The 23,249-nt window shown below is 66.6% G+C and carries 21 protein-coding genes and 1 tRNA gene; 15 read left to right on the forward strand and 7 right to left on the reverse strand.

The genetic code is table 11. The features are described 5' to 3' along the window. Nucleotides 1-119: 119 nt before the first annotated feature. Together ACWF5H_RS16355 and ygfZ are read left to right on the forward strand one after the other, a co-directional pair. Entirely contained in the window at nt 120-722 is a 603-nt protein-coding gene (locus tag ACWF5H_RS16355) for a nitrobindin family protein (protein ID WP_364644131.1), read from the forward strand. A gap of 101 nt (nt 723-823) precedes the next feature. Beyond that, nucleotides 824-1,906 (forward strand): CAF17-like 4Fe-4S cluster assembly/insertion protein YgfZ, encoded by a 1,083-nt coding sequence (ygfZ, locus tag ACWF5H_RS16360; RefSeq protein ID WP_452038151.1) that lies wholly within the window; start codon nt 824-826, stop codon nt 1,904-1,906. Between the two features lie 81 nt (nt 1,907-1,987). Here ygfZ and ACWF5H_RS16365 read toward each other — a convergent pair whose 3' ends face one another. From ACWF5H_RS16365 to ACWF5H_RS16385, 5 genes are all read right to left on the reverse strand, one after another. Then, complete coding sequence (locus ACWF5H_RS16365; RefSeq protein ID WP_452038152.1) at nt 1,988-2,689, reverse strand: GNAT family N-acetyltransferase; 702 nt, start codon at nt 2,687-2,689, stop codon at nt 1,988-1,990. 21 nt (nt 2,690-2,710) lie between these two features. Further along, nucleotides 2,711-3,739 carry a 6-phosphofructokinase gene (locus ACWF5H_RS16370; RefSeq protein ID WP_364644140.1) on the reverse strand — a complete coding sequence of 343 codons (1,029 nt, stop codon included), beginning with the start codon at nt 3,737-3,739 and terminating at the stop codon, nt 2,711-2,713. 300 nt (nt 3,740-4,039) lie between these two features. Beyond that, the gene (locus ACWF5H_RS16375; protein WP_452038153.1) at nt 4,040-4,282 is read right to left on the reverse strand and encodes a PspC domain-containing protein; all 243 of its coding nucleotides are present in this window, start codon (nt 4,280-4,282) and stop codon (nt 4,040-4,042) included. A gap of 114 nt (nt 4,283-4,396) precedes the next feature. Further along, a complete protein-coding gene (locus ACWF5H_RS16380; protein WP_452038154.1) occupies nt 4,397-4,615 on the reverse strand; it encodes a hypothetical protein in 219 nt (72 codons plus the stop codon). Then, a complete protein-coding gene (locus ACWF5H_RS16385) occupies nt 4,612-6,516 on the reverse strand; it encodes a PspC domain-containing protein (protein WP_452038156.1) in 1,905 nt (634 codons plus the stop codon). The genes ACWF5H_RS16380 and ACWF5H_RS16385 overlap by 4 nt, the downstream gene beginning before the upstream one ends. A 136-nt stretch (nt 6,517-6,652) precedes the next feature. On the opposite strand from ACWF5H_RS16385, the gene ACWF5H_RS16390 reads away from it, so the two are divergent. The 3 genes from ACWF5H_RS16390 (at nt 6,653) to ACWF5H_RS16400 (ending at nt 9,834) form a co-directional block, all read left to right on the forward strand. Then, nucleotides 6,653-8,002, forward strand: coding sequence for a PspC domain-containing protein (locus ACWF5H_RS16390; RefSeq protein WP_452038157.1), 1,350 nt, complete (start codon nt 6,653-6,655; stop codon nt 8,000-8,002). Then, the gene (locus ACWF5H_RS16395; RefSeq protein ID WP_364644152.1) at nt 7,999-8,649 is read left to right on the forward strand and encodes a response regulator transcription factor; all 651 of its coding nucleotides are present in this window, start codon (nt 7,999-8,001) and stop codon (nt 8,647-8,649) included. The genes ACWF5H_RS16390 and ACWF5H_RS16395 overlap by 4 nt, the downstream gene beginning before the upstream one ends. Nucleotides 8,650-9,399: 750 nt before the next feature. Next, nucleotides 9,400-9,834 (forward strand): endonuclease domain-containing protein, encoded by a 435-nt coding sequence (locus ACWF5H_RS16400; protein ID WP_452038158.1) that lies wholly within the window; start codon nt 9,400-9,402, stop codon nt 9,832-9,834. 53 nt (nt 9,835-9,887) lie between these two features. Here the strand turns inward: ACWF5H_RS16400 and ACWF5H_RS16405 are convergent, their stop codons facing one another. Next, nucleotides 9,888-11,108, reverse strand: a complete 1,221-nt coding sequence (locus ACWF5H_RS16405) for a pyridoxal phosphate-dependent aminotransferase (RefSeq protein ID WP_452038160.1) — start codon at nt 11,106-11,108, stop codon at nt 9,888-9,890. A 300-nt stretch (nt 11,109-11,408) separates the two neighbouring features. Between ACWF5H_RS16405 and ACWF5H_RS16410 the strand changes: the two genes are divergently transcribed. The 5 genes from ACWF5H_RS16410 to rplA all read left to right on the forward strand — a co-directional run bounded on the left by ACWF5H_RS16410 (nt 11,409) and on the right by rplA (nt 14,365). Further along, nucleotides 11,409-11,481, forward strand: a tRNA-Trp gene (locus ACWF5H_RS16410). A 99-nt stretch (nt 11,482-11,580) separates the two neighbouring features. Continuing rightward, nucleotides 11,581-11,865: a preprotein translocase subunit SecE gene (secE, locus tag ACWF5H_RS16415; protein ID WP_364644164.1), complete on the forward strand. Its 285-nt coding sequence runs from the start codon at nt 11,581-11,583 to the stop codon at nt 11,863-11,865. A 93-nt stretch (nt 11,866-11,958) separates the two neighbouring features. Then, entirely contained in the window at nt 11,959-12,840 is an 882-nt protein-coding gene (gene nusG / locus ACWF5H_RS16420; protein WP_364644167.1) for a transcription termination/antitermination protein NusG, read from the forward strand. Nucleotides 12,841-12,967: 127 nt separating this feature from the next. Then, a complete protein-coding gene (rplK, locus tag ACWF5H_RS16425; protein ID WP_127511028.1) occupies nt 12,968-13,396 on the forward strand; it encodes a 50S ribosomal protein L11 in 429 nt (142 codons plus the stop codon). Between the two features lie 261 nt (nt 13,397-13,657). After that, nucleotides 13,658-14,365, forward strand: coding sequence for a 50S ribosomal protein L1 (gene rplA / locus ACWF5H_RS16430; RefSeq protein WP_127511029.1), 708 nt, complete (start codon nt 13,658-13,660; stop codon nt 14,363-14,365). A 125-nt stretch (nt 14,366-14,490) separates the two neighbouring features. Here the strand turns inward: rplA and ACWF5H_RS16435 are convergent, their stop codons facing one another. Next, the gene (locus tag ACWF5H_RS16435) at nt 14,491-14,937 is read right to left on the reverse strand and encodes a universal stress protein (protein WP_452038163.1); all 447 of its coding nucleotides are present in this window, start codon (nt 14,935-14,937) and stop codon (nt 14,491-14,493) included. A 251-nt stretch (nt 14,938-15,188) separates the two neighbouring features. Here ACWF5H_RS16435 and ACWF5H_RS16440 point away from each other — a divergent pair, with 251 nt between their 5' ends. The 5 genes from ACWF5H_RS16440 (at nt 15,189) to narI (ending at nt 23,245) form a co-directional block, all read left to right on the forward strand. Further along, nucleotides 15,189-16,295: an N-acetyltransferase family protein gene (locus ACWF5H_RS16440; RefSeq protein ID WP_452038165.1), complete on the forward strand. Its 1,107-nt coding sequence runs from the start codon at nt 15,189-15,191 to the stop codon at nt 16,293-16,295. Nucleotides 16,296-16,378: 83 nt separating this feature from the next. Next, nucleotides 16,379-20,101, forward strand: a complete 3,723-nt coding sequence (locus ACWF5H_RS16445; protein WP_452038166.1) for a nitrate reductase subunit alpha — start codon at nt 16,379-16,381, stop codon at nt 20,099-20,101. After that, a complete protein-coding gene (gene narH / locus ACWF5H_RS16450; protein WP_452038168.1) occupies nt 20,098-21,873 on the forward strand; it encodes a nitrate reductase subunit beta in 1,776 nt (591 codons plus the stop codon). The genes ACWF5H_RS16445 and narH overlap by 4 nt, the downstream gene beginning before the upstream one ends. Then, nucleotides 21,870-22,496 carry a nitrate reductase molybdenum cofactor assembly chaperone gene (gene narJ / locus ACWF5H_RS16455; protein WP_452038170.1) on the forward strand — a complete coding sequence of 209 codons (627 nt, stop codon included), beginning with the start codon at nt 21,870-21,872 and terminating at the stop codon, nt 22,494-22,496. The genes narH and narJ overlap by 4 nt, the downstream gene beginning before the upstream one ends. Then, a complete protein-coding gene (narI, locus tag ACWF5H_RS16460; protein ID WP_452038172.1) occupies nt 22,493-23,245 on the forward strand; it encodes a respiratory nitrate reductase subunit gamma in 753 nt (250 codons plus the stop codon). Before narJ ends, narI begins: the two co-directional genes overlap by 4 nt. Nucleotides 23,246-23,249 lie beyond the last annotated feature (4 nt).

Below are 23,249 nucleotides of genomic sequence, written 5' to 3' on the forward strand. Positions count from 1 at the left end.
GTCTTGAAATCGCCTTCCTTTCCCTGCTGGTCCTCGCAGGCCTGTCCATCGCGGCTGTCGCCTCGCTGGTGGTTGTCCGGCTGTTCAAGGGCCAGAAGTAAGCCGCCCCTCTCGTCATCATGCCGATTGAACTCCCCACGGAACTGACCCCGGAGCTGGTGCCGCTGTCATGGCTGCTCGGCAGCTGGGAAGGTGCTGGCCGGCTGGGTGCGGGCGAGGATGAGGACGAGCACTTCGTCCAGAAGGTCACGTTCACGCAGAACGGCCTGCCCTACCTGCAGTACACCGCCGAAAGCTGGCTCACCGACGAGGACGGCAATCGGCTGCGGCCGTTGACGGTGGAAACCGGCTTCTGGGCGCTGGACCGTAAACTGAACGACGCCGACGTCGGTCCGGGCCTGGTCCCGGCGGACATCGTGCCGGCGTTGAAGTCGGCGGACGAGGTCGAAGAGTTGCGCAACGCCGACGGCGGGTTCGACATCACTGCCACCATCGTTCACCCCGGCGGCATCTCGGAGCTCTACTACGGCCAGATCAAGGGCCCGCGCGTGCAGCTGAGCACCGATATGGTGATGCGCGGTTCACAGTCCAAGGATTACAGTGCGGCCACCCGGATTTTCGGCCTGGTCAACAATGACCTGTACTGGCGCTGGGACGTGGCCGCCGCCAAGGGCAAGGATCTGGCCCCGCACGCCTCGGCAATCCTCACCAAGCGCCCGTAAACCAGCCGGGACGGCCCGCCGGGCCTGCGGTTGTAGGACCGGCGCGCCCGCGGGGCGGCCTCCCCGGGAATTCGGCACCGCCGTCAGGAGTTGACCCCAATATGACCTACCGCAGCCCACTGCTTCTGCAGCCCGGCGCCGTCGAAGCCTCCGGGTCCGACGCCGGCGTTGCCGCCCACTACTCCGATCCGCTGCGCGAACAGCGTGCGCTGGCCCGCGGTGAAGCAGTGGTGGATCTGTCCCACCGCGGCGTGGTGACGGTGGCCGGTGAAGACCGGCTGAGCTGGCTCAATACCCTTTCGTCGCAGCTGCTGCTGAACCTGCAGCCCGGCCAGTCCAGCGAGGCGCTGCTGCTCACGGTGCAAGGCCGGATCGAGTACGACGCCCGGATTGTGGACGACGGCGTACGCACCTGGCTGATCGTCGAATCCTTCGAGGCAGCGCCGCTGGCCGCATGGCTGGAGTCGATGAAGTTCATGCTGCGGGTGGACATCGCGGATGTTTCCGCGGATTGGTCCGTGATCGGTTCGGTCAAGCCGGTGCCCGCGTTCGATGGCAGGACCGTCTGGCAGGACCCGTGGCCGCAGATCGGCGCCGGCGGCTATGCCTACACCGGGATCGAGGAACCGCAGCATCCCGGCCTGGAACGGACCTGGTACGAATATCTGCTGCCGGCCGCCGAACTCGAATCCGCCGTCTCCGGTCTGCAGCTGGCAGGCGTCTGGGCGGCCGAGGCGCTGCGGATCGCGGCCTGGCGCCCGCGGTTCGGCGCGGAGACGGACGAGAAGACCATTCCGCACGAGCTGGACCTGCTCCGTACCGCCGTGCACTTGACCAAGGGTTGCTACAAGGGTCAGGAAACCATCGCCCGCGTGCACAACCTGGGCCATCCGCCGCGCCGGCTGGTGTTCCTGCAGTTGGACGGCTCGCAGCACACGCTGCCTGCCCCGGGCAGCGACGTGCTGCTCGGCGACAAGCGCGTGGGAGCCATTACCTCCGCGGCGCAGCACTACGAAATGGGTCCGATCGCACTGGCCGTGGTCAAGCGCTCGGCCGATCCGCAGGCCCAGCTGACGGTGGTGGACGGCGACGAGAGCTATGACGCCGCCCAGGAAGTCATTGTCACCACCGACGCCGGCCAGGTGGTCGGCCGGCAGACCGGGTTCCTGCGCGCGCCGCGCTGAGACGTTCGCGCGGAAGTTTGGGCAGGAAGCTCCCCCTGTAGTTTCGGCCGGTAGTTTGGGCAGGGCTGGTCCCTGGGCCGCCTAGTCCTTCGGCAGGATCACCGACGTCTGGGTCCCGGCGTCCCAGAAACCCAGGCTCGCGGCGAGCGCCCGCGAGGCCTCGTTGGATTCGTGTGAGCGCCACTGCGGGATGAGCCCGGAGGAGAGTGCCTCGTGGCCGGCGATGGCCGCGATCAGCGCACCGGCACCGCGGCGCCGGTAGCTGGGTGCGGTCAGCACCCCCACGTTGGCCAGGATCTGCTGCCACTCCTTGTAGCCGGCGCCGGCCATCGGCGTGCTGCCGTCAAGCAGCACAAAGGACTTGTCCATGCCGGCGAGCCCCACTTCGTGGATGTCATCCGGCGGGCACATGCCCTCCAGCCGGGCGACGTCGCTGCCCGCGGTGGAAACGGTAGCCTCCCGTTCGGGCTGTACCACGGGCAGATCGTCGGCGTAGGACAGCACCGCCCTGCCCAGTCCGTGGCCGCCGCGCTCCCGGCTCAGCTGCATCAGCGTCTGATGCTCCGCCAGTTCGTCGTCCGGGTACTGGGCTGCCGCCTCCACCGCCCATTCCGGCCCGACCAGCGCGGATCTATCGAACAGGCGCACGAAGGTGAGCGCACCGGCGTCGTTGTTGATCTTGGTCAGCCGGCCTCCACCGGAGGCGAAGGCATTGTCGGCAAATCCCAGCAACCGCGCCCACGCCAGCAGCACAATGTCGGAGGTTCCTGCGTCCAATCGCATACCGGCCAGATTACTGAAGGCTCAGCCGAAGAGAACCCTTGCCTCGTCGTATCGGTGCTGCGGGACCGTTTTTAAATTGTTCAAAGCGGACTCGAATCCAACGTGCGCGATGTCCGTTCCCTGCAGCGCCACCATGGTGCCCCAGCGTTCCTCCACCACCGAATCCACTACCGCCATGCCCAGCCGGGTGGCCAGCACGCGGTCGTAGCCGGAGGGAACTCCGCCGCGCTGGATGTGTCCCAGCGTGGTGGCCCGGGTTTCGATGCCGGTTCGCGCCTCCAGTTCCGGCGCCAGCCGTTCGCCGATGCCGCCCAACCGAGGCCGGCCGAACCGGTCCAGCCCGCGCTCGGCGTGCGGGCCCAGCTCGCCGTCCGGAACCCAGCCTTCTGCCACCACCACCAAGGGCGCGCGGCCGCGTTTCTGCGCGTGCAGCACCCACTCGGAGACCTGGTCCATGGTGACGCGCTGCTCCGGAATCAAGATGGCATGTGCGCCGGAGGCCATGCCCGCGTGCAGCGCGATCCAGCCGACGTTCCGGCCCATCACCTCGGCGATCATGCAGCGGTGGTGCGATTCGCCGGTGGTGCGCAACCGGTCGATGGCCTCGGTGGCGATCTGCACGGCGGTGTCGAAACCGAAGGTGTAGTCGGTGGCTTCCAGATCGTTGTCGATGGTCTTGGGCACGCCCACAATCTTCAGGCCGGCCAGGGTGAGCCGGTGTGCTCCGGCCAGGGTGCCCTCGCCACCGATCACGATGACCGCGTCGATGCCGAGCTTGTCCAAAGTCCGCTGGATGTTATCCGGGCCGCCGTTCGGGCCCTCGTACGGGTTCGTGCGGGAGGTGCCCAGGATGGTGCCGCCCTGCTTGGAAATACCCCGCACCTGGTGCCGCGGCAGTTCCATGATGTCGCCCTCGACCACGCCCCGCCACCCGTCGCGGAAGCCCACGAACTCGTGCCCGTGCACGGTGATGCCTTTGAGCACAATGCCGCGGATCACCGCGTTCAGGCCGGGGCAATCCCCGCCGCTGGTCATGATGCCGATCCTCATGGGTACTCCTTCTCGGTGCCTGGCCGGTCAGTGCGAGCACCCCATTGAGCCCGCCTCGATTGTACGTAGGAACACTGCCACAGTCACAAGGACGACGGCGGGGCGTCGCCGGGGTGGGTCGGTTAGCTGCCGGCGGGGTCGGTCGGCAGGGTGCCGGCGGGCCGATGGGCGGGGCGTCGCCGGGTCGGCCAGCCGGGTGCCGGCGTCCTCAGTACAAGCCGTCTGTTCCCGGCGGCATAACGTACCGGAGCCCCCGCTTGTGCGGAGGCTCCGGTACGTGGCTGTCGCTGGCAGCGCGGATCAGAACTTGCGGAGCAGGTTCTCCAGCGCGATGCTGCCATCATATTTCGGCAGCAGGAGCCACAGCACCAAGTAGGTGCCGATGCCGATGCCGGGGAACAGGAAGATCAGCAGGGTGGCGACGCGCACCCACGTCACGTCCCAGCCGAACTTAGCCGCAATGCCACCGCAGATGCCGGCTACCCAGCGGTCGGGACCGCGGCGGACAGGGCTGGAGCGGAGTGCTCGGTAAAAAGTTTCCATGGAACCATGCTTTCGTGTTCGGGAGCTGTTGTCACTGGGGGTTCGGCTGTCTGGGTCGAAATGCTGCCCGGGAGCCGGAACCGGCAGCCCGGCGATATCGCGGGTCGCCCTGGGCTACCGGCCGCGGTTGCGGGTGGCGCTCAGCACCCCGGCGACCACCAGGGCGATGCCGGAACCGATCAGCAGGGCGATCAAGACATAGGCCCAGTTGAAGCTGATGTTCCACCACGTTCCGGCGACCACCAGCAGGCCGACGACCACGGCGATCAGTCCCCAGATGATGGTGCCCACGCGGGGCCGGCGATCGTTCTCGTGATTGAGTTCAGTGCTCATCGGGTCTGCTCCAGTTCGCTAACGGTCAGGATGTCAACGCTGCTGACCACGCCCCTGACGGAGAGGACGATCTCCGGCGCGCCGCCGTCGTCGTTGATGATGTAGGCTCCCGGCTGCCAGACGCCGGACTGCCGTCCGCTGTCCTCGGGGGTGGCGTATTCGACGTTGCCCAGTGCCATCTGTGTTTCAACCTTGACCGGCACGTCGTCGGGAATGATGACGGTGACGGACGCGGCGACGGCGTTGACCGGGACGACGGCGGGGCCGCCGACGCGGGAACCGGACACGCTGCGCAGGTCCACGGTCCCGTTGCCGGCCACCACGCTGTAGCCGTCGCCCTCCGCCGGGGCGGAGGCGGAGGTCCAGGTGCGGTTGGAGGCAATGGCAAAGTTGTTTGCGGTCCATTGCATTCCGGCGGAGAAGACCAGCGACAGCACGAGTCCTACGGCGGCCAGGAATCCGAGGATTCCGGAGGTGCGGCCCAGAGCGCCCGTAACGACGACGCCGATGCCGATCACGATCAGCGCGGAGGCAATCGCGACAGGTACGACGTTCAGGCCCAGCTCAACGAATTCCAGTGCGTTCAGTCCCAGCACTGCGCCGGCGGCCAGCATGGCGGCGCCCAGGGCCAGCGCGATGGTTGCGCCGGAGGGGCCACGGGGGCCAATCTTGGCCGGAACCGGTGCGGGCTGCGGGTACGGGCGCGGCTGCGGATACATCGGACGCGGTGTCCCTTGGAAACTGCCGGGGGCGCCGTGGCCGAATCCGGTCCCGGCGGCCGACGTCGAACCGTAGCTGGAGGTCGTGCCGTAGCCGGAGCCGGGGGAGTGGCTCAGGCCGGAATGGCCCGGGCCGAAGTGGCTGCCCGGCGCCGGATCGGTGGAAGCCGGGTCGGCGGAGTTGGTAAACGCGGCGGTGCCTGGCCCGGAGGCAGGGGGTGCGGTCGGGAAGCCCTCGGTGCCGTGCTGCGGTGTTCCGGCGGGAGCGCCGTCCTTGTTGCGCGTGGCGAGCCAGTAGACGAAGAACGCCACGGCGCCGATCCAGATGGCCGCCCAGACGAAACCGCCGAAGCCCCAGCCCCAATCGTTGGTGAACCAGCCGAAGGGCCGGCTGAACACCCCCAGCACCGTGAAGATCACTGCGCCGGTCATGCCGGCAGTCCAGCTGCTGCGGCCTGCTTCTTCGGCATGGATGCGGCCGTCCGGCTCGGGCAGCAGCGCCCAGGCAATGCCGTATAGCAGCCCGCCGAGGCCGCCGAAGACGGCCAGCAGGATGAACAGCCCGCGGACCAGGATCGGGTCCAGCCCGATCCGGTGCCCGATGCCGGAGGCAACGCCGCCGATCCAGCGGTCCTGCCCGCGGGTGATGCCGAGGTTGCGAAACCAGCTGAAAAACGGGTTGCTCGGCGGCGGGACCGGCGTTCCGGACGGCGGAGGAGGGAAGGCGCCCGACGGCGGAGGCGGCGGAAAGCCGCCGTTGCCGCCGTCAAACCCTGATCCGCCGGTGTGGCCCGATCCTGCCGGTCCTCCGGAGAAGCCGGATCCGATCGGCGTGGTCGGGTAGGTTGCCGAGGCAAGGGGCTCGGTGGGATTTGTTCCACGGTCGGCGCGGGAAGCGTCGTCGGGCTGTGCTGCCTCGGCGGGCTCAGCCTCGTCGTAGCGTGCAGCGTCGTCGGCGTGGGTAGCCGCAGCCGGCGCAGAGTCGGGCTCGGAGTCAAGCTCGGCAGCCTCTGCTTCCACGGTCGCCGGTTCTGCGGCAGTTGCTTCGACGATCTCCGGCTCGCCGGATGCGGATGCCGGGGCGGGCCCGGAAGCGGGTTCGGGAACGGCCGGCTGCTGGTCCGGTTCGTCGGTGCGGTCAGTGCCGTCATTCTCGGACGGGGTCGGTGCGTGTGAGGTCATAGTTAGATCATTCCAACTGGCCGCACCTTCCTCTATGGGGTGCCACCCTGACCCTTCCCTGACCGCCCGGCCGGGGTTCCCCTGAATTCGCGCCTGATGGTAGGTCGGGGGCTGCGGCGCATGCTTGGATTAACCCATGCGAGAACCACTCATCCGGTCGACCGAGGACCGCATCATTGCGGGCGTGTGCGCGGGCCTGGCCCGGCATCTGAACGTCTCGGTGGGAATCGTCCGGGTGGGCATGGTGGCTCTGGCGCTCGCCGGCGGCGCCGGGGTGCTGCTGTACATCTGGCTCTGGCTGCTGGTGCCGACCGCCGCCGATGAAGCCCTGGCCGCCGAGCGCGCCTTCAACCCACGCGACATCGCGGAGAACTTCGCCCGGGGCTTCGGGGCACCGGCCAACCGGGACGGCAACGGCCCGGCCGCCCCGCCAGTCCACCGTCCCGTCATCCAGCCGCTCCCTCAACCCGGGACCCCCGCACCGATCGCCGCAGGCGCCGGCACACGTCGGCTGCTGCAGCGCGGCGGCAAGGAAATCCTGATCGGCGCGGCCCTGGTGCTGGCGGGCGGCGCCGTCGTCGCACAGATCGCCGGCATCAACCTTCCGTGGGGCACCTGGCTGCCCGTCCTCGCCATTGCGGCCGGCGCAGTGATCGCCTGGATGCAGTTGGACGATTCCCGGCGCAGCGGACTGATGGACCGCGCCGGTGCCACCGGTGCGCAGGGCGCCGTGCGGTTGCTGGCCGGGCTTGTGCTGGTAGTGGCCGGCATCGTCACCATGGTCTCCGGGTCGATCACGTGGGAGGCGATGTGGCCCACCTTGTTTGCCTCCCTGGCCGTCCTGGCCGGCGTCCTGCTGGTCCTGGCACCGTGGGTGCTGAAGTATTGGCGCGATCTGGAGACCGAGCGCTCCGGCCGCATCCGCGAGACCGAACGCGCCGAAATCGCCGCGCACCTGCATGATTCGGTGCTGCAGACGCTCGCGCTGATCCAGAACCGCGCGGGGTCGGAACAGGACGTCACCCGACTGGCCCGCGCGCAGGAACGCGAACTGCGCGAATGGCTGTACCGGGACAAGCGGCAGGAAGAAGGCAACCTGGTGGACCGGGTAAAGGCGGTGGCCGCGGAAATCGAAGACGCGTACGGGCACCCGGTGGACGTGGTGGCCGTTGGTGATGCTGAGATGACCGACCGGCACGAGGTGCTGGTACATGCCACCCGGGAAGCGGTGCAGAACGCGGCTAAACATGCAGGGGGTGGCATCTCGGTCTATGTTGAGTGCACACCCGGGCGCAGCGAAGTCTTCGTCCGCGACCGCGGTCCCGGGTTCGAACTGGCGTCCGTACCGCCGGACCGGATGGGCGTGCGCGAATCGCTGATCGGCCGGATGGAACGCCACGGCGGCCAGGCCCGGATCCGCAATACCGGCAGCGGGACCGAAGTCCACCTCAGCTTGGAACACCCTCAGGAAGGAACCGCATCGTGACCGAACCCATCCGCGTGGTCGTTGTGGACGACCACGCCATCTTCCGCTCCGGCTTAAAGGCCGATCTGGACGAGCGGATCGAGGTGGTCGCCGAGGCGGCGACCGTGGAGCAGGCGATCGCGGCCATCCATGAGCAGCGGCCCTCCGTGGTGCTGCTGGACGTGCACCTGCCCGGCGGCCGGGGCGGCGGCGGTGCTGAGGTAGTTGCGGGCTGCGCAGCCTTGCTGGGCGAGACCAAGTTCCTGGCCCTGAGCGTTTCCGACTCCGCCGAAGACGTGGTCACTGTCATCCGGGCCGGCGCCCGCGGCTATGTCACCAAGACCGTATCCGGGGCGGAAATTTCCGACGCCGTTCAGCGCGTGGCCGGCGGCGACGCCGCCTTCTCGCCGCGACTGGCCGGGTTCGTGCTGGACGCCTTCGGCACGGCAGCAGTTGCCAACGTCGACGACGAACTGGACAAGCTCTCCGCCCGTGAGCTGGAGGTCATGCGGCTAATCGCCCGCGGCTACCAGTACAAGGAAGTGGCCAAGGAGCTGTTTATCTCCATCAAGACGGTCGAAACCCACGTCTCGTCCGTGCTGCGCAAGCTGCAGCTCTCCTCCCGACACGAGTTGACCCGCTGGGCCGTCGACCGCCGGATCCTTTAGGACAGGCCACCGGGGCGGGGCTGTCGGAGCGGGGCTGCCGGGGCGCTCACCCTACCGCCTGGCCGCTCGCCGAGGGCCGCCGTGTACTGGATGCGCCACATCGATTGCCGAACCGGCCGGACGCTTCCGCATCTGCGGATCAGACGTGCGCCGGTTCGGGCAGATGAGGCAGAGGCGGGACGTTCGCCCAAGCGATGTGGCGTATCACGTACATAGCCCTTAGCCGAGGGCGGAGACAAGTGCTGGCATCGGATAGCTGCAGCCACGTTGCACGGCTGCACTGGTCCGGCAGTTATCCACACTTTCCGGCTAGCGCCCCCGCAACGGCGCGCCGCCCAGCAGGCTAGTGTCATGGATCCGGTGATGGCTCTGCGCCAGCAAGGCGGAATTGCACGTTGGTGTCGGCTGCGGGACTCAGGTGTCACGGCCCGAAGCATGAAGGAAGCCGTTGACGCGGGGACCATTCACCGGATCAGATTTGGTCTTTACGCTGTTCCAGATGTTGTCGCTGTATATGCACAAGCCAAGGCGATTGGTGCCTCCGTCGGGTGTTTCAGCGCGGCGGCGTTGCACGGCTTGTGGGTGCATCGGCCTCACCACGGCCTCCATGTGAGTGCTCCGCGCAGCGTTGCCAGACCGCGCTATGGCAAGGTGCATCGAACGCGGGAATCACATGGCACAGTCGTTCCGATAGACGTCTGCCTCCGGCAGGTCCTGAATTGCCTCCCACTCAGAGAAGCGCTGGTCGTCGTGGAGTCCGCCGTCGTCCAAGGCCGTTTGACGGTGGAGGAGGTGAGTCGGCTCAGCCGTGGACGGGGGAGCAAGCGGGCCGACGAGGTCATTGCTGCCATCGATCCCGCATCCATGTCAGCGCCTGAAACGCTCGCGCGCCAGGCACTGCGTTCGTCGGGTTACAAGGTGGTCTGTCAGCGACGGATCGAAGGGGTGGGCAGGATCGATCTGGAAGTCGAGGACCGCTTGCTGCTGGAAATCGACGGCAAGGCCTATCACTCCGACGAGGCGTCCTTCATCGAGGACCGGCGCCGCTGGAACGAGCTGACACTCCTCGGTCGGGACCTGCCAGTACTGCCTGCCAGGGACATTCTCGATGATCCAGAGTCCGTCTTGCGGCCTGTTGACCGGTACTTCGCCGGCAATGCTGCGGCAGCCGCTCGGGCGGGCTAGCGAAGCATCGCAGCTCGAGGCCCCGGGCCCGAAAGCCCGGGGCAGCCGGGTGCTTACTTGGCTTTGCCTAGGAACTCCTGCAGGCGGCCGACACCGGTAGCCAGGTCGTCGTCGCCGAGGGCGTAGGACAGCCGCACGAAGCCGGACGGCCCAAAAGCCTCACCGGGAACGACGGCGACCTCGACCTGATCGAGGATCAGGGCGGCCAGCTCGGCGGAGGTCGCCGGGCGGATGGTGCCGTCCGCCGTCGGGAATTCCTTGCCCAGCAGGCCGCGGACGTCGGCGTAGGCGTAGAAGGCGCCCTTCGGCGTCGGGCATTCCACGCCGTCGATGGCGTTCAGGGCGTCCACCATGGCCTTGCGGCGCCGGTCGAAGGCGACCTTCATTTCGTCCACCGCGGTCAGCGGTCCGGAGACTGCAGCCAGCGCGGCCATCTGGGACACGTTGGCCACGTTGGAGGTGGCGTGCGACTGCATGTTGGTGGCGGCCTTGACCACGTCGTTCGGGCCGATCATCCAGCCCACGCGCCAGCCGGTCATCGCGTAGGTCTTGGCGACGCCGTTGAGGATGACCACCTTGTCGCCCAGCTCCGGCGCCGCGGTAGCGATGGACGTGAACGGCATCCCGTCGTAGGTGAGGTGTTCGTAGATCTCGTCGGTGATCACCCACAGGCCCTTGGCGGCGGCCCAGCGGCCGATCTCGGCCACCTGCTCCGGCGAGTAGACCGCGCCGGTCGGGTTGGACGGGGAGACGAACAGCAGCACCTTGGTGTTGCCGGTCAGGGCGGCCTCAAGCTGGTCGATCGTCACCAGATAGCCCTGCTCCGGTCCGGCGAAAACCTCCACTGGGACGCCGCCGGCCAGCCGGATGGCCTCCGGGTACGTGGTCCAGAACGGGGTGGGGACCAGGACCTCGTCGCCCGGATCCAGCAAGGTGGCGAACGATTCGTAGACGGCCTGCTTGCCGCCGTTGGTCACCAGCACCTGGGACGGATCCACCTGGTAGCCGGAGTCACGCAGTGTCTTCTCCGCGATGGCCTGCTTCAGTTCCGGCAGCCCGCCGGCGGGGGAGTAGCGGTGGAAACGCGGCTGCCGCGCGGCTTCGATGGCGGCCTCGACGATGTACTCCGGGGTGGGGAAATCCGGTTCGCCCGCGCCGAAACCGATCACCGGGCGTCCGGCCGCCTTCAGCGCCTTGGCCTTGGCATCGACGGCGAGGGTGGCGGATTCGGCGATGGACGCGATGCGCCGGGAGACGCGGGCGTTGGCAGGCATGGGATTCCCGTCTTCAGTAGCGTGTAGGACTGTTCCATAGTCTAGGTGCAGGCCGTCGGCCATGTCCTGTCCGAGGAGGCGCCGCGGCCGGCTGCACGCCCGGCGCGGGGGCCGGTGAGCCGCCGGTGGTCAATGGGCAGGCGGAAATGTTGCATAATGGATCAGTCGCCTCATCGAGGTGGCAAACGGGGTCCGGTTCGACGTCGGCGCATCGCTGGCGTAAACTAGATCTCCGGTGTTGAAAACGCCATGATGTTCTATGCCCGCCGGGCGGGAGCGTCAGGCGCTATTCGGCTCCATAGGGTAGTGGCGCAATTGGTAGCGCAGCGGTCTCCAAAACCGCAGGTTGCAGGTTCGAGTCCTGTCTGCCCTGCGCAGAACCGTCGCAGATAAGACTGCAGCAGTTCAGCATCCCAGCACGAAGCAGTGGTTCAGGCCGGCCGAGGCCGACCGGGGCCGGACACCGGACAGAATGAGTGAGGCCAGGTTGACCGATACGGCTGCCAATAGTCCCAAGGGACGCCCCACCGGACGAAAGACCGACAAGCGCGGTTTCTTCGCCCGGATCATTTTGTTTGTCCGCCAGACCATCGCAGAACTCAAAAAGGTCGTCACGCCGACCCGCAGGGAACTGGTGAACTACACGCTGGTGGTGATCGCTTTCGTGGCCATCATGATGCTGCTCGTTACGCTGCTGGATCTGGTTTTCGGCCAGGCCGCGTTCTTCGTCTTCGGAGACGGCATACCCGAACAGTAACGCCCGTGTATGCGGCAGCCGTACGGATGGATGACGACGACGGCGGAAAGCCGGCGCGAGCCAAGTGAGCTGAAGAAGAAAGCAGGAAGCCAAGTGTCCGACCAGGAACTCGAAGCCCAGAACTCCGAAGAGAACGTGGAGCTGGAAGCAGACGAGCAGGTTACCGAGACCGGCACCGACGAGGTGTCGGCTTCCGGCGTTGAAGCCGAAGAGACTGCCGGTACCGATCTGGCCAGCGAGCTTGACCAGGCCGCCGAAGACGCCCCGGTTCTCGACGAGGCGGCCGAAGCCGCCGCCGAGGCAGGCATGACCGAAGCCGCCGCAGCCGACGAGGCCGCGGAAGAGGTCGAGCAGACCGAAGAGGAAGCACTGGAAGCCTTCCGCGCCAAGCTGCGCCGCCAGCCCGGCGACTGGTACGTCATCCACTCCTACGCCGGCTACGAAAACCGCGTGAAGGTCAACCTGGAAACGCGTATCCAGACCCTGAACATGGAGGATTTCATCTACGAAATCCAGGTCCCCATGGAGGAGGTCGTGGAGATCAAGAACACCACGCGCAAGCTGGTCAAGCGTGTGCGCATCCCCGGCTACGTGCTGGTCCGGATGGACCTGACCGACGCCTCCTGGGGCGCGGTCCGCCACACTCCGGGCGTGACCGGCTTCGTGGGCAACGCCCACAACCCGGTGCCGCTGAGCCTCAAGGAAGTTGCTTCCATGCTGGAGCACACCATTACCGGCGCCAAGCCGGAGGCCGGTGGCAAGGCAGCTGGCAAGGCCGCAGCCTCGAGCACGCCGATCACCGTCAACTTCGAGGTCGGCGAGTCGGTGACCGTCAACGACGGGCCGTTCGAGACCCTGCCGGCGACGATCTCCGAGATCAAGCCGGAATCCCAGCAGTTGGTGGTGCTGGTGACCATCTTCGAGCGCGAAACCCCGGTGACGCTCTCGTTCAGCCAGGTCACCAAGATCCAGTAACCCAAGACTTCGTGCGGATACGGACCCGCTTTGTCCGGATCCGCACGGGCGGCCGCCACGCCATGGCGGCCAACCACCGCAGGCACGCTCCTGTGCCGCGGTACGTAATGTGAGAGAAGGACCCGATATGGCCCCCAAGAAAAAGGTCACCGGCCTCATCAAGCTGCAGATCCAGGCAGGCGCCGCCAACCCGGCACCGCCGATCGGTCCGGCGCTTGGTCAGCACGGTGTCAACATCATGGAATTCTGCAAGGCGTACAACGCCGCCACGGAATCCCAGCGCGGAAACGTGATCCCGGTTGAAATCACGGTCTACGAAGACCGCTCCTTCACCTTCATCACCAAGACCCCGCCGGCAGCCGAGTTGATCAAGAAGGCCGCAGGCGTGCAGAAGGGTTCGGCTACCCCGCACACCAACAAGGTTGCCAAGCTGACCCAGGCGCAGGTCGACGAGATCGCCACCACCAAGATGGACGACCTCAACGCCAACGACATCAAGGCTGCTGCCAAGATCATCGCCGGCACCGCCCGCTCCATGGGCATCGAGGTCGAGTAGCGAGGAGCTCGCGTACGGTGAGGGCCGAGGAACGAGGCACTCGTCGGAAGCAAGCACCGCAGCTGCTCGACAATTGAGCACTGTCGAGGGCTAAGCACCCTCAAACCGGTGGTCGTCCAAGGCAAACGTCCTGTTTCGGCCCCACCAAGACAATTCAAAAAAACGACGGCGAGATAGCTCGCCAAAGGTGGGAACACCGCCGTCGTTGTGGCAGGGCCGAGCGCGGTCCGCAGACCACAACTGCACAAGGAGAAAAAGCAGATGGCAAAGCGCAGCAAAGCATATGAGGCAGCTGTAGCCAAGATCGAGGCGGACAAGCTTTACGCCCCGGTCGAGGCAATCACCCTGGCCAAGGAGACCAACCCCTCCAAGTTCGACGCGACCGTTGAGGTGGCTTTCCGCCTCAGCGTTGACCCGCGTAAGGCCGACCAGATGGTCCGCGGCACGGTCAACCTGCCGCACGGCACCGGCAAGACCGCCCGCGTGCTGGTCTTCGCCACCGGCGACAAGGCTGAGGCCGCAATCGCCGCCGGCGCCGACTTCGTTGGCTCGGACGACCTGATCGAGAAGATCCAGGGCGGCTGGACCGACTTCGACGCCGCCGTGGCGACGCCGGAACTGATGGGCAAGGTCGGCCGCCTGGGCAAGGTCCTGGGTCCGCGTAACCTGATGCCGAACCCGAAGACCGGTACGGTGACCCCGGACGTGGCCAAGGCTGTCAACGACATCAAGGGTGGCAAGATCGACTTCCGCGTCGACAAGCACGCCAACCTCCACTTCATCATCGGCAAGGTGTCCTTCGACGCCAACAAGCTGGTGGAGAACTACGCCGCCGCCCTGGAAGAGGTGCTGCGCCTGAAGCCGTCCGCTTCCAAGGGCCGCTACATCTCCAAGGCAACGGTCGCCACCACCTTCGGCCCCGGCATCTCCGTGGACCCGAACGTGACCAAGGTGGCCGTGGAGGCCTAGTCAGGACTTCACGTGCGCCGGTAACGGCGTCCGTCGGCAATGGCCGCAGCATCTTGCTGCGGCCATTGCTCTTTAATTTGGCTGTTTAGGCGATTGGCCGTTTAGCTACTGGCACCGGCGGAGTTTTAGGTGGTCTTGTCGGCTTCCGGAGTGTGTACGACCACGACCGGGCAATGTGCGTGTGCCACACAAGCTGAGCTGACCGAGCCGACCAGCAAGCCGCCGAACCGGCCGTGCCCGCGGCGCCCGACCACCAGCATCCGGGCACCTTTGCTGGCCTCGATCAAGGCCTGCCGGGCGGCTCCCCGCACGAGACGTGTCCGGACGTTGTTGTCCGGCCCCAGAGCCTTGTTGACGGAGTCCTGCAGGATCTGCCCGGCCCGCTCTTTGAACCCGTCAATCCCCATGACCGTGTAGCCGTCGTACATCTGCGGAAACTCCCAGACGGCGATGGCTTCAACGTCGGCGCCGAGCGGTTCGGCCAGGCGTTGGGCCTCACGCAGGGCCTCGAGGGAAGCGTCGGAGCCATCGACTCCGACGACGACTATGCCGCTGGCGCTGTTGCTGGCCATGGCTGTCTCCGATCCTTGTGTCCGCTGTGGTGTTCTGGCGCAGGCCTGCACCCGGCCCCGGGCCGGTCCTGTGTCTGGTCAGCCTACGCCGGACCGCCCGTCCCTTCCATCCTGTTCCGGGTGAGCCGCCCTCCGTGTGGTGCAGGTAGGCCGGACCGGCGGAGGGAGCACCGGCTCTGGTGTCGGCCGGCGGCCATGCCGTAAGATGATTGGTAAGACTCAATCACTTGCGTGAGGCAGAAGGAGCAGGCATGCCCACCACGTCGATCACCATCGTGCCGCTGCCGATCCCGGAGACACTAGTTGGTTCAGCCGGTGCGGACTTCACCGCATCCGTGGAGCTGGCCAATCTGGTCACCTGCCTGATTTGGGGGAACAACGATTTCTGGGTCAGCCCGGCGGCTAGGCTGGAGGGTTCCCGCGCCAACGACTACACGGTCACCTACCTCTGGGCTGCCAAGGACGGCGACCGGCACGTCGGCCGTGCCGTGTTGGAACTGTCGCTGCAAGACAACGAACAGAACGGCTATGTATTTGTGGCGGTCCACCCGGAGTACCGCCGCCGGGGGATCGGCCGGCGGCTCCTGGCCGAAGCCAAGGCGTTTGCCGGCAGCCGGGGGCGGACCACGCTGCAGGCCTGGAGCGAGCACCCTGCCGGTTTCGATCTGGAGGGCCCGGACATGGTCCAGGCCGAAACGGGCATCGGTTCGCTGCCCGCGGCATCACCTGCCGTGCGGTTCGCCGAGGCCAGCGGCTTCCGGTTGGAGCAGGTGGAGCGGTGCAGTCGCATGCCGATACCCGCCGACCCCCTCGGCCTGGCCGATCAGTTAGCGACCGCCGCGGCGACAGCCGGCGGCAGCTACCGGCTGGTGGAATGGGCCGACAACTGCCCGCCGGATTACCTGGATGATTATGCTGCCCTCCGCCAGCGGATGAGCACCGACGTTCCGCTCGGAGAGCTTGACTTCGAGGAGGAGGCCTGGGACGCGGCCCGGGTGCGCCACAAGGAAGCGAACCTTCAGCGCATGAACGGTCGAAGCCTGGTGGTTGCAGTCCGGCACGTCCCCACCGGCGAGCTGGTGGGGCATACCGTGCTCGAGTGGTTTCCGGAGCAGCCCGAGGTCGTTTACCAGGAGGACACCCTGGTGCTGCGGGCCCACCGCGGCCACCGGCTGGGCCTGTGGATGAAGGCCCGCAACCTGGAGCGCCTCGCGGAGTCCTGGCCGCCAGGCCGCCGGCTGTACACCTGGAACGCGGCGGAGAACAGCAACATGCTGGACATCAACATTGCCCTTGGCTTCACTCCGGCCGGCTACGAGGCCGCCTGGCAAAAGAAGCTGCACGCCTCCCGGCCATAAGGGCCCATCGAAAGCCAGCGGAATTCTCCGGAGTGTGCCGAAAAGGGTGGTCTTAGTCACATCCTTTCCCTAGGGTGGGCCACATGGCAGCCGGACCGATCAAACCAGGTACAGACGGCAGCGCATCCGACGCGATGCTGGCCGTGGGCAAATTCTTCACCCGCTGGGAAGAATCCGACGACGGCCGGGCCGTCTTCCGCCAAGGCGGCCGCGCGGGCGACGTTTTCTACCGCGACCGCTGGAGCCATGACAAGGTGGTCAGGTCCACGCACGGCGTGAACTGCACCGGCTCCTGCTCTTGGAAGGTGTACGTCAAGGACGGCATCATCACCTGGGAGGCGCAGCAGACCGACTACCCATCGGTCGGCCCAGACCGTCCCGAATACGAGCCCCGCGGTTGCCCCCGCGGGGCTGCTTTTTCTTGGTACACCTATTCGCCCACGCGCGTGCGCTACCCGTACGTGCGCGGTGTGCTGGTCCAAATGTACCGGGAAGCCAAGGAGCGGCTGAAGGACCCCGTGCTGGCCTGGGCAGACATCCAGTCCGACCCCGAGCGCCGGCGCCGCTACCAGCAGGCCCGCGGCAAGGGCGGGCTGGTGCGCACCAGTTGGGCCGAGGCGGTGGAAATCGCGGCCGCGGCACACATCCACACCATCAAGACCTACGGCCCGGACCGGGTGGCCGGGTTCTCGCCGATCCCGGCCATGTCCATGGTCAGCCATTGCGTCGGCACCCGTTTCATCCAGCTGATCGGCGGGGTGATGACCAGTTTCTACGACTGGTACGCGGATCTCCCGGTGGCCAGCCCGCAGGTCTTCGGCGACCAGACGGATGTGCCCGAATCCGGGGACTGGTGGGATTCCACCTACCTGATGATGTGGGGCTCCAATGTTCCCGTGACCCGCACGCCGGACGCTCACTGGATGGCAGAGGTCCGCTACCGGGGCACCAAGGTGGTCACCGTGAGCCCGGACTACGCGGACAACACCAAGTTCGCCGATGACTGGCTGCCTGCGCAGGCCGGCACCGATGCGGCGCTGGCCATGGCCATGGGACATGTGGTGCTGAAGGAGTTTTTCGTGCAGCGCGAGGTCCCGCTCTTCACCGACTACGTCAAGCAGTACACCGATCTGCCGTTCCTGATAACGCTGACTCCCTCGCCGGACGGATCGTCGCTGGTGCCCGGAAAGTTCCTCACCGCGGCCGACCTGCCGGAGGAAGCCTCGGCCGAGGACGCCGAGTGGAAGACCGTGCTGCTCGATGAGGTCAGCGGTGAACCGGTCGTGCCGAACGGCTCCATGGGCTTCCGCTACAACAAGACCGATCCGGGCAAATGGAACCTGGATCTGGCCGGCGTCCGTCCGCAGCTGAGCCTGTACACTCCGGGCAGCAAGGCCCGGGAAGTTCTGCTGCCCTGCTTTGAGGCCCCGGACGGGTCGGGATCCGTGCTGCGCCGCGGCGTGCCGGTCCGGCAGGTGGGGGACAAGCTCGTGACCACGGTCTATGACCTGATGCTGGCGCAGTACGGAGTGGGCCGGGACGGCCTGCCCGGCGAATGGGCGGGGGATTACGACGACGGATCCACGCCTTACACTCCCGCGTGGCAGGAAGCGATCACCTCGGTGCCGGCGAAGAAGTGCATCAAGATTGCCCGCGAGTTTGCCCGCAACGGGGAACAATCCAAGGGCCGTTCGATGATCATCATGGGGGCTGGCATCTGCCAGTGGTTCCACGGTGACGCCACCTACCGGTCGATTCTCTCGCTGCTGCTGCTGACGGGATCGATGGGCCGCAACGGCGGAGGCTGGGCACACTACGTGGGCCAGGAGAAGACCCGGCCCATCACCGGCTGGGTGTCGCTGGCCAACGCGCTGGACTGGTCCCGCCCGCCGCGGACGATGACGGGAACCTCCTACTGGTACATGCACACCGGCCAGTGGCGCAATGACGGCTACTCCGCCGGATCGTTGAGTTCGCCGCTGGCCGAGGGGAACCTGGCCGGCATGCACACCGCGGACACCATCTCGCAGTCCGCGCGGCTGGGTTGGATGCCGTTCTATCCGCAGTTTGACCGGAACCCGCTGGCGGTGGCGGAGGAAGCCGAAGCCGCCGTCGCCGCGGGCCAGGCGGACGACGCCGCCGGGTACGTCGCCGCCCGGCTGGCCGACGGCGCGCTGACACCCGCCGTCGAAGATGTGGATGCGCCGGAGAACTGGCCGCGGACGCTGATGCTCTGGCGCTCCAACCTGATGGGGTCCTCGGCCAAGGGCAACGAATACTTCCTGAAGAACCTGCTGGGCACCCACCACAACGTGCTGGGCAACGCGGCCGAGGCCGGCATGACCCGCCCGAAGGAGGTCAGATGGCACGAGGAGACACCGGAGGGCAAGCTGGATCTGCTGTGTTCGGCGGACTTCCGGATGACCTCCACCACGCTGCTCTCCGACGTGGTGTTCCCGGCCGCCACCTGGTACGAAAAGCACGACTTGTCCTCCACCGACATGCATCCCTTTGTGCATGCGTTCACGCCGGCCATTGACCCGCCGTGGGAGACCAAATCGGACTTCGAGATGTTCCACCTGCTGGCCCAGGAGTTCTCCCGCCAGGCCGCAACGCATCTGGGCGTGCGCAAGGACCTGGTCAGTGTGCCGCTGCAGCACGACACCAAGGGGCAGATCGCGCAGCCCGGCGGCGTGGTCCGGGACTGGCGGGACGGAACCACGGAACCGGTGCCGGGCAAGACCATGCCGAACTTCGCCGTCGTCGAACGCGACTACACGGCCATCGCAGACAAGCTGTCTGCCGTCGGACCGCTGGCGGACCAGCTCGGCTTCACGGTCAAGAACATCACTTACAAACTCGATCACGCCTTGGACTGGCTGGCCCAGAAGAATGGCGTGATGCTCGGCGGCGCCGCGGACGGCCGGCCGGCCATCGAGACGGACGCCAAGCTGGCCGAAGCGATCCTGACCTTCTCCGGCACCACCAACGGCGAACTGGCGGTGCACGGCTTCCGGGAGCTGGAGAAACAGACCGGCCGGGACCTGGTGGACCTGGCCCTGGGGTCGGAAGAAAAGCACATCACGTTCGCCGACACCCAGGCGGCGCCGGTGCCGGTGATCACCTCGCCCGAGTGGTCGGGCTCGGAGACCGGCGGTCGGCGCTACGCACCATTCACCACCAACATCGAACGGCTCAAACCGTTCCACACCTTGACCGGCCGGATGCATTTCTTCCTGGACCATGACTGGATGCGCGACCTCGGCGAGGCGCTGCCCATTTACCGCCCGCCGCTGGATATGCACCGGCTTTTCGGCGAGCCGAAGCTTGGCCGGGACGGCTCCAAGGAGATCACGGTCCGCTACCTGACCCCGCACAACAAGTGGTCCATCCATTCCGAATACCAGGACAACCTGTTCATGCTCTCGCTCTCCCGCGGCGGCCCGGTCTGCTGGATCAGCCAGGAGGACGCCGCGTCCATCGGGGTGCTGGACAACGACTGGGTCGAGTGCGTGAATGCGAACGGCGTGTTTGTCTGCCGGGCGATCGTCAGCCATCGGATGCCGGAAGGCGTGGTCTACGTCCACCATGCCCAGGAGCGCATTATCGACGTGCCGAAATCCGAAGCCACCGGCCGCCGCGGCGGCATCCACAACTCGGTGACCCGGCTGCTGGTCAAGCCCACGCATTTGATCGGCGGGTACGCCCAACTGGCCTACGCCTTCAACTACCTTGGCCCCACCGGAAACCAGCGGGACATGGTCAGCACCATTCGCAAGCGTTCGCAGGAGGTCAGGTACTCATGAAAGTCATGGCTCAAGTCGGCATGGTGATGAACCTGGACAAGTGCATCGGCTGCCACACCTGCTCCGTCACCTGCAAACAAGCCTGGACCAACCGCGCCGGCACCGAATACGTCTGGTTCAACAACGTGGAGACCCGGCCGGGGCAGGGTTATCCGCGGCGCTATGAGGACCAGGACCGGTGGCGCGGCGGCTGGGAGCTGAACCGCCGCGGCCGCCTGAAGCTCAAGGCCGGCGGCCGGATCAAGAAACTGCTGGGCATCTTCGCCAGTCCCGTCCAACCCGAGCTCAACGACTACTACGAACCATGGACCTACGACTACGAGACGCTGACCGAAGCGCCGCTCGGCGACGACTTCCCGGTGGCCCGGCCCAAGTCCCTGATCACCGGCGAGGACACCAAGATCGAATGGTCCGCGAACTGGGACGACAACCTGGGCGGTACTTCGCAGCTAGGCCACCTGGACCCGATCGTGGAGAAGATCCGCAGGGAATCCGAGGACAAGATCAAATTCGAGTTCGAACAGACTTTCATGTTCTACCTGCCGCGGATCTGCGAGCACTGTCTGAACCCCTCCTGCATGGCCTCCTGCCCGTCCGGGGCCATCTACAAGCGCGAAGAAGACGGGATCGTGCTGGTGGACCAGGACCGGTGCCGCGGCTGGCGCCAGTGCATCACGGGCTGCCCGTACAAGAAGATGTACTTCAACCACAAGTCCGGCAAGGCCGAGAAGTGCACGTTCTGCTACCCGCGCATCGAAGTAGGCATCCCCACGGTGTGTTCGGAGACCTGCGTGGGCCGGCTGCGCTACCTCGGGATTTTCCTGTACGACGCCGATGCGGTCACCGAGGCGGCGTCGGTTCCTGACGAGAGGGATCTCTACCAGGCCCAGCTGGACCTGATGCTGGACCCGAACGACCCGGAGGTCATCGCCGCCGCCCGTGCCGAAGGCATCCCCGAAGACTGGCTGGACGCCGCCCGGCGCTCGCCGGTCTATCACCTGGCGAAGGTCTACAAGGTAGCGCTGCCGTTGCACCCGGAATACCGGACCATGCCGATGGTCTGGTACGTGCCGCCGCTCTCGCCGGTGGTTGACCTGCTCAGCGACCAGGGCCACGACGCCGAGGACGCGGACAACTTGTTCGGGGCCATCGAAGCGCTGCGCGTCCCGGTCGAGTATCTGGCCGAACTGTTCACCGCCGGCGACACGGAGATCGTCACCGGCGTGCTGCGCAAGCTGGCGGCCATGCGCGCCTACATGCGCGGCATCAGCCTGGGCAACGACGCGGAAGAGTCGATCGCCGGCTCGGTGGGCATGAACGGCGAGCGGATGTACGAAATGTACCGGCTGATGGCGATTGCGAAGTACAACGAGCGCTATGTCATTCCCAAGGCGCACGTCGAACAGGCGCACAACTTGGAGGAGATCGGCTGCTCGCTGGATTTCGAAGACGGGCCCGGTATGTACGCATCGGAAGCCTTCGGTGAAGCCAGCGGACGGCCGACGCCGGTAGCGGTGGAGAACTTCTACGCGCTGAAGCAACGCCAGACCACCGCCGGCCATAGCGAACCCGGGGAACTGCGCGGCCGGGTCAACCTGCTCAACTGGGACGGCCGCGGCGTGCCGCGCGGGATGTTCCCCGAGCAGGACACCCCGCAGATGTCGCCCGATTCGCCCGCCCATGAAGGAGGCGCCGCCGGACCCGGCCCGGACGCCGGTGGGCCGAGTGATCAGGCCGGACCGAGCGGCAACCCTTTGGAGAGCCGGCCATGACGCGGCGAAACAGGGTCACCTATCTGGCGGCGTCCTGGTGCCTGTCCTACCCGGACCAGGAACTGATGGGCCGGATCCCGCTGATCCGCCGGGCGCTCGCCGAGTTTCCCGGGCTGGAGCGACCTTTCCGCGACGTGCTGCAGGCGCTCACCACCATTCCACTGGGGGAGTCCCAAGCCCGCTACGTCCAGGAGTTCGATCTCAGCCGCCGGCATGCGCTGCACCTGACCTACTGGACCGACGGCGACACGCGGCGCCGCGGCGAGGTCCTGGCCCGTTTCAAGCAGGTCTACCGGGACAGCGGCATGCTGGTGGACCTGCACGGTGAACTTCCCGACTACCTGCCGATGGTGCTTGAGTTCGCTGCCACCGTGGATCTGGACGTCGGCCGCAAGGTGCTGAGCGACTACCGGCCCAGCCTGGAAATGCTGCGGCTGGCCTTGGTGGACGACAACCTTCCGCAGGCCGCCGTGTTGCAGTCGGTCTGCGACTCGCTGCCGGGCACATCACCCGCCGACCGCCAGCAGATCATGAAAATGGCTGGCTACGGACCGCCTACCGAGACTGTGGGACTGGACCCCTACGACCCCCGGCTGCTGCCACTCGCAGGAGGAGAACAATGACCGACATCGTGCTCTGGGGCGTGGTGCCCTATGTTATGGTCGCGATTCTGGTGGGCGGCAGCATCTGGCGCTACAAATACGACCAGTTCGGCTGGACCACGAGGTCCTCCCAGCTGTATGAGTCCAAGCTGCTGCGGATCGCTTCGCCGGTGTTCCACTTCGGCATCCTGGCCGTCATCGCAGGCCACTTCTTCGGCTTGGTCATCCCGAAGAGCTGGACCGAAGCTGTCGGCATGAGCCAAGACTTCTACCACTTCAACGCGCTGTTCGTCGGCGGCATCGCCGGTATCTGCACCCTGGGCGGCATCATCTTGCTGATTGTCCGACGCCGGACCACCGGTCCGGTCTTCATGGCCACCACCAAGAACGACAAAACCATGTACGTGGTGCTGGTGGCCGCGATCGTGTTCGGCCTTTGGACCACGCTGGCCAGTGTCTTCCTGGGCGGACACGGGCATAACTACCGGGAGACGGTTTCCCCGTGGTTCCGCTCGCTGTTTATCTTCCAGCCGGACATCGGGTCCATGGCAGCCGCTCCGTTCTCCTTCCACCTGCACACGCTGGTTGGCATGCTGTTGTTTGCCATCTGGCCTTTCACCCGGCTGGTGCACGCCTTCACGGCTCCGTTCCACTACCTGTTCCGGCCGTACATCGTCTACCGCAGCCGCGACGTCCGCACCGCCCCCGGCGCCCGCGGCCGCCAGCCGGGATGGCAGCCGGTCGGCACCAGGGACAGGGACCGGCGGTAATTCC

Source organism: Arthrobacter sp. NPDC055138 (genome assembly GCF_053607305.1).

Coding starts and splice junctions, on each gene's coding strand:
- ACWF5H_RS16375 (WP_452038153.1), bottom strand. CDS start 4,282: ATGGAAACTTTTTACCGAGCACTCCGCTCCAGCCCTGTCCGCCGCGGT.
- ACWF5H_RS16435 (WP_452038163.1), bottom strand. CDS start 14,937: ATGGCCAGCAACAGCGCCAGCGGCATAGTCGTCGTCGGAGTCGATGGC.
- ACWF5H_RS16370 (WP_364644140.1), bottom strand. CDS start 3,739: ATGAGGATCGGCATCATGACCAGCGGCGGGGATTGCCCCGGCCTGAAC.
- narJ (WP_452038170.1), top strand. CDS start 21,870: ATGACGCGGCGAAACAGGGTCACCTATCTGGCGGCGTCCTGGTGCCTG.
- ACWF5H_RS16390 (WP_452038157.1), top strand. CDS start 6,653: ATGCGAGAACCACTCATCCGGTCGACCGAGGACCGCATCATTGCGGGC.
- narH (WP_452038168.1), top strand. CDS start 20,098: ATGAAAGTCATGGCTCAAGTCGGCATGGTGATGAACCTGGACAAGTGC.
- ACWF5H_RS16380 (WP_452038154.1), bottom strand. CDS start 4,615: ATGAGCACTGAACTCAATCACGAGAACGATCGCCGGCCCCGCGTGGGC.
- rplA (WP_127511029.1), top strand. CDS start 13,658: ATGGCAAAGCGCAGCAAAGCATATGAGGCAGCTGTAGCCAAGATCGAG.
- ACWF5H_RS16365 (WP_452038152.1), bottom strand. CDS start 2,689: ATGCGATTGGACGCAGGAACCTCCGACATTGTGCTGCTGGCGTGGGCG.
- ACWF5H_RS16385 (WP_452038156.1), bottom strand. CDS start 6,516: ATGACCTCACACGCACCGACCCCGTCCGAGAATGACGGCACTGACCGC.
- ACWF5H_RS16355 (WP_364644131.1), top strand. CDS start 120: ATGCCGATTGAACTCCCCACGGAACTGACCCCGGAGCTGGTGCCGCTG.
- secE (WP_364644164.1), top strand. CDS start 11,581: ATGAGTGAGGCCAGGTTGACCGATACGGCTGCCAATAGTCCCAAGGGA.
- narI (WP_452038172.1), top strand. CDS start 22,493: ATGACCGACATCGTGCTCTGGGGCGTGGTGCCCTATGTTATGGTCGCG.
- ACWF5H_RS16440 (WP_452038165.1), top strand. CDS start 15,189: ATGCCCACCACGTCGATCACCATCGTGCCGCTGCCGATCCCGGAGACA.
- ACWF5H_RS16445 (WP_452038166.1), top strand. CDS start 16,379: ATGGCAGCCGGACCGATCAAACCAGGTACAGACGGCAGCGCATCCGAC.
- rplK (WP_127511028.1), top strand. CDS start 12,968: ATGGCCCCCAAGAAAAAGGTCACCGGCCTCATCAAGCTGCAGATCCAG.
- ACWF5H_RS16405 (WP_452038160.1), bottom strand. CDS start 11,108: ATGCCTGCCAACGCCCGCGTCTCCCGGCGCATCGCGTCCATCGCCGAA.
- ygfZ (WP_452038151.1), top strand. CDS start 824: ATGACCTACCGCAGCCCACTGCTTCTGCAGCCCGGCGCCGTCGAAGCC.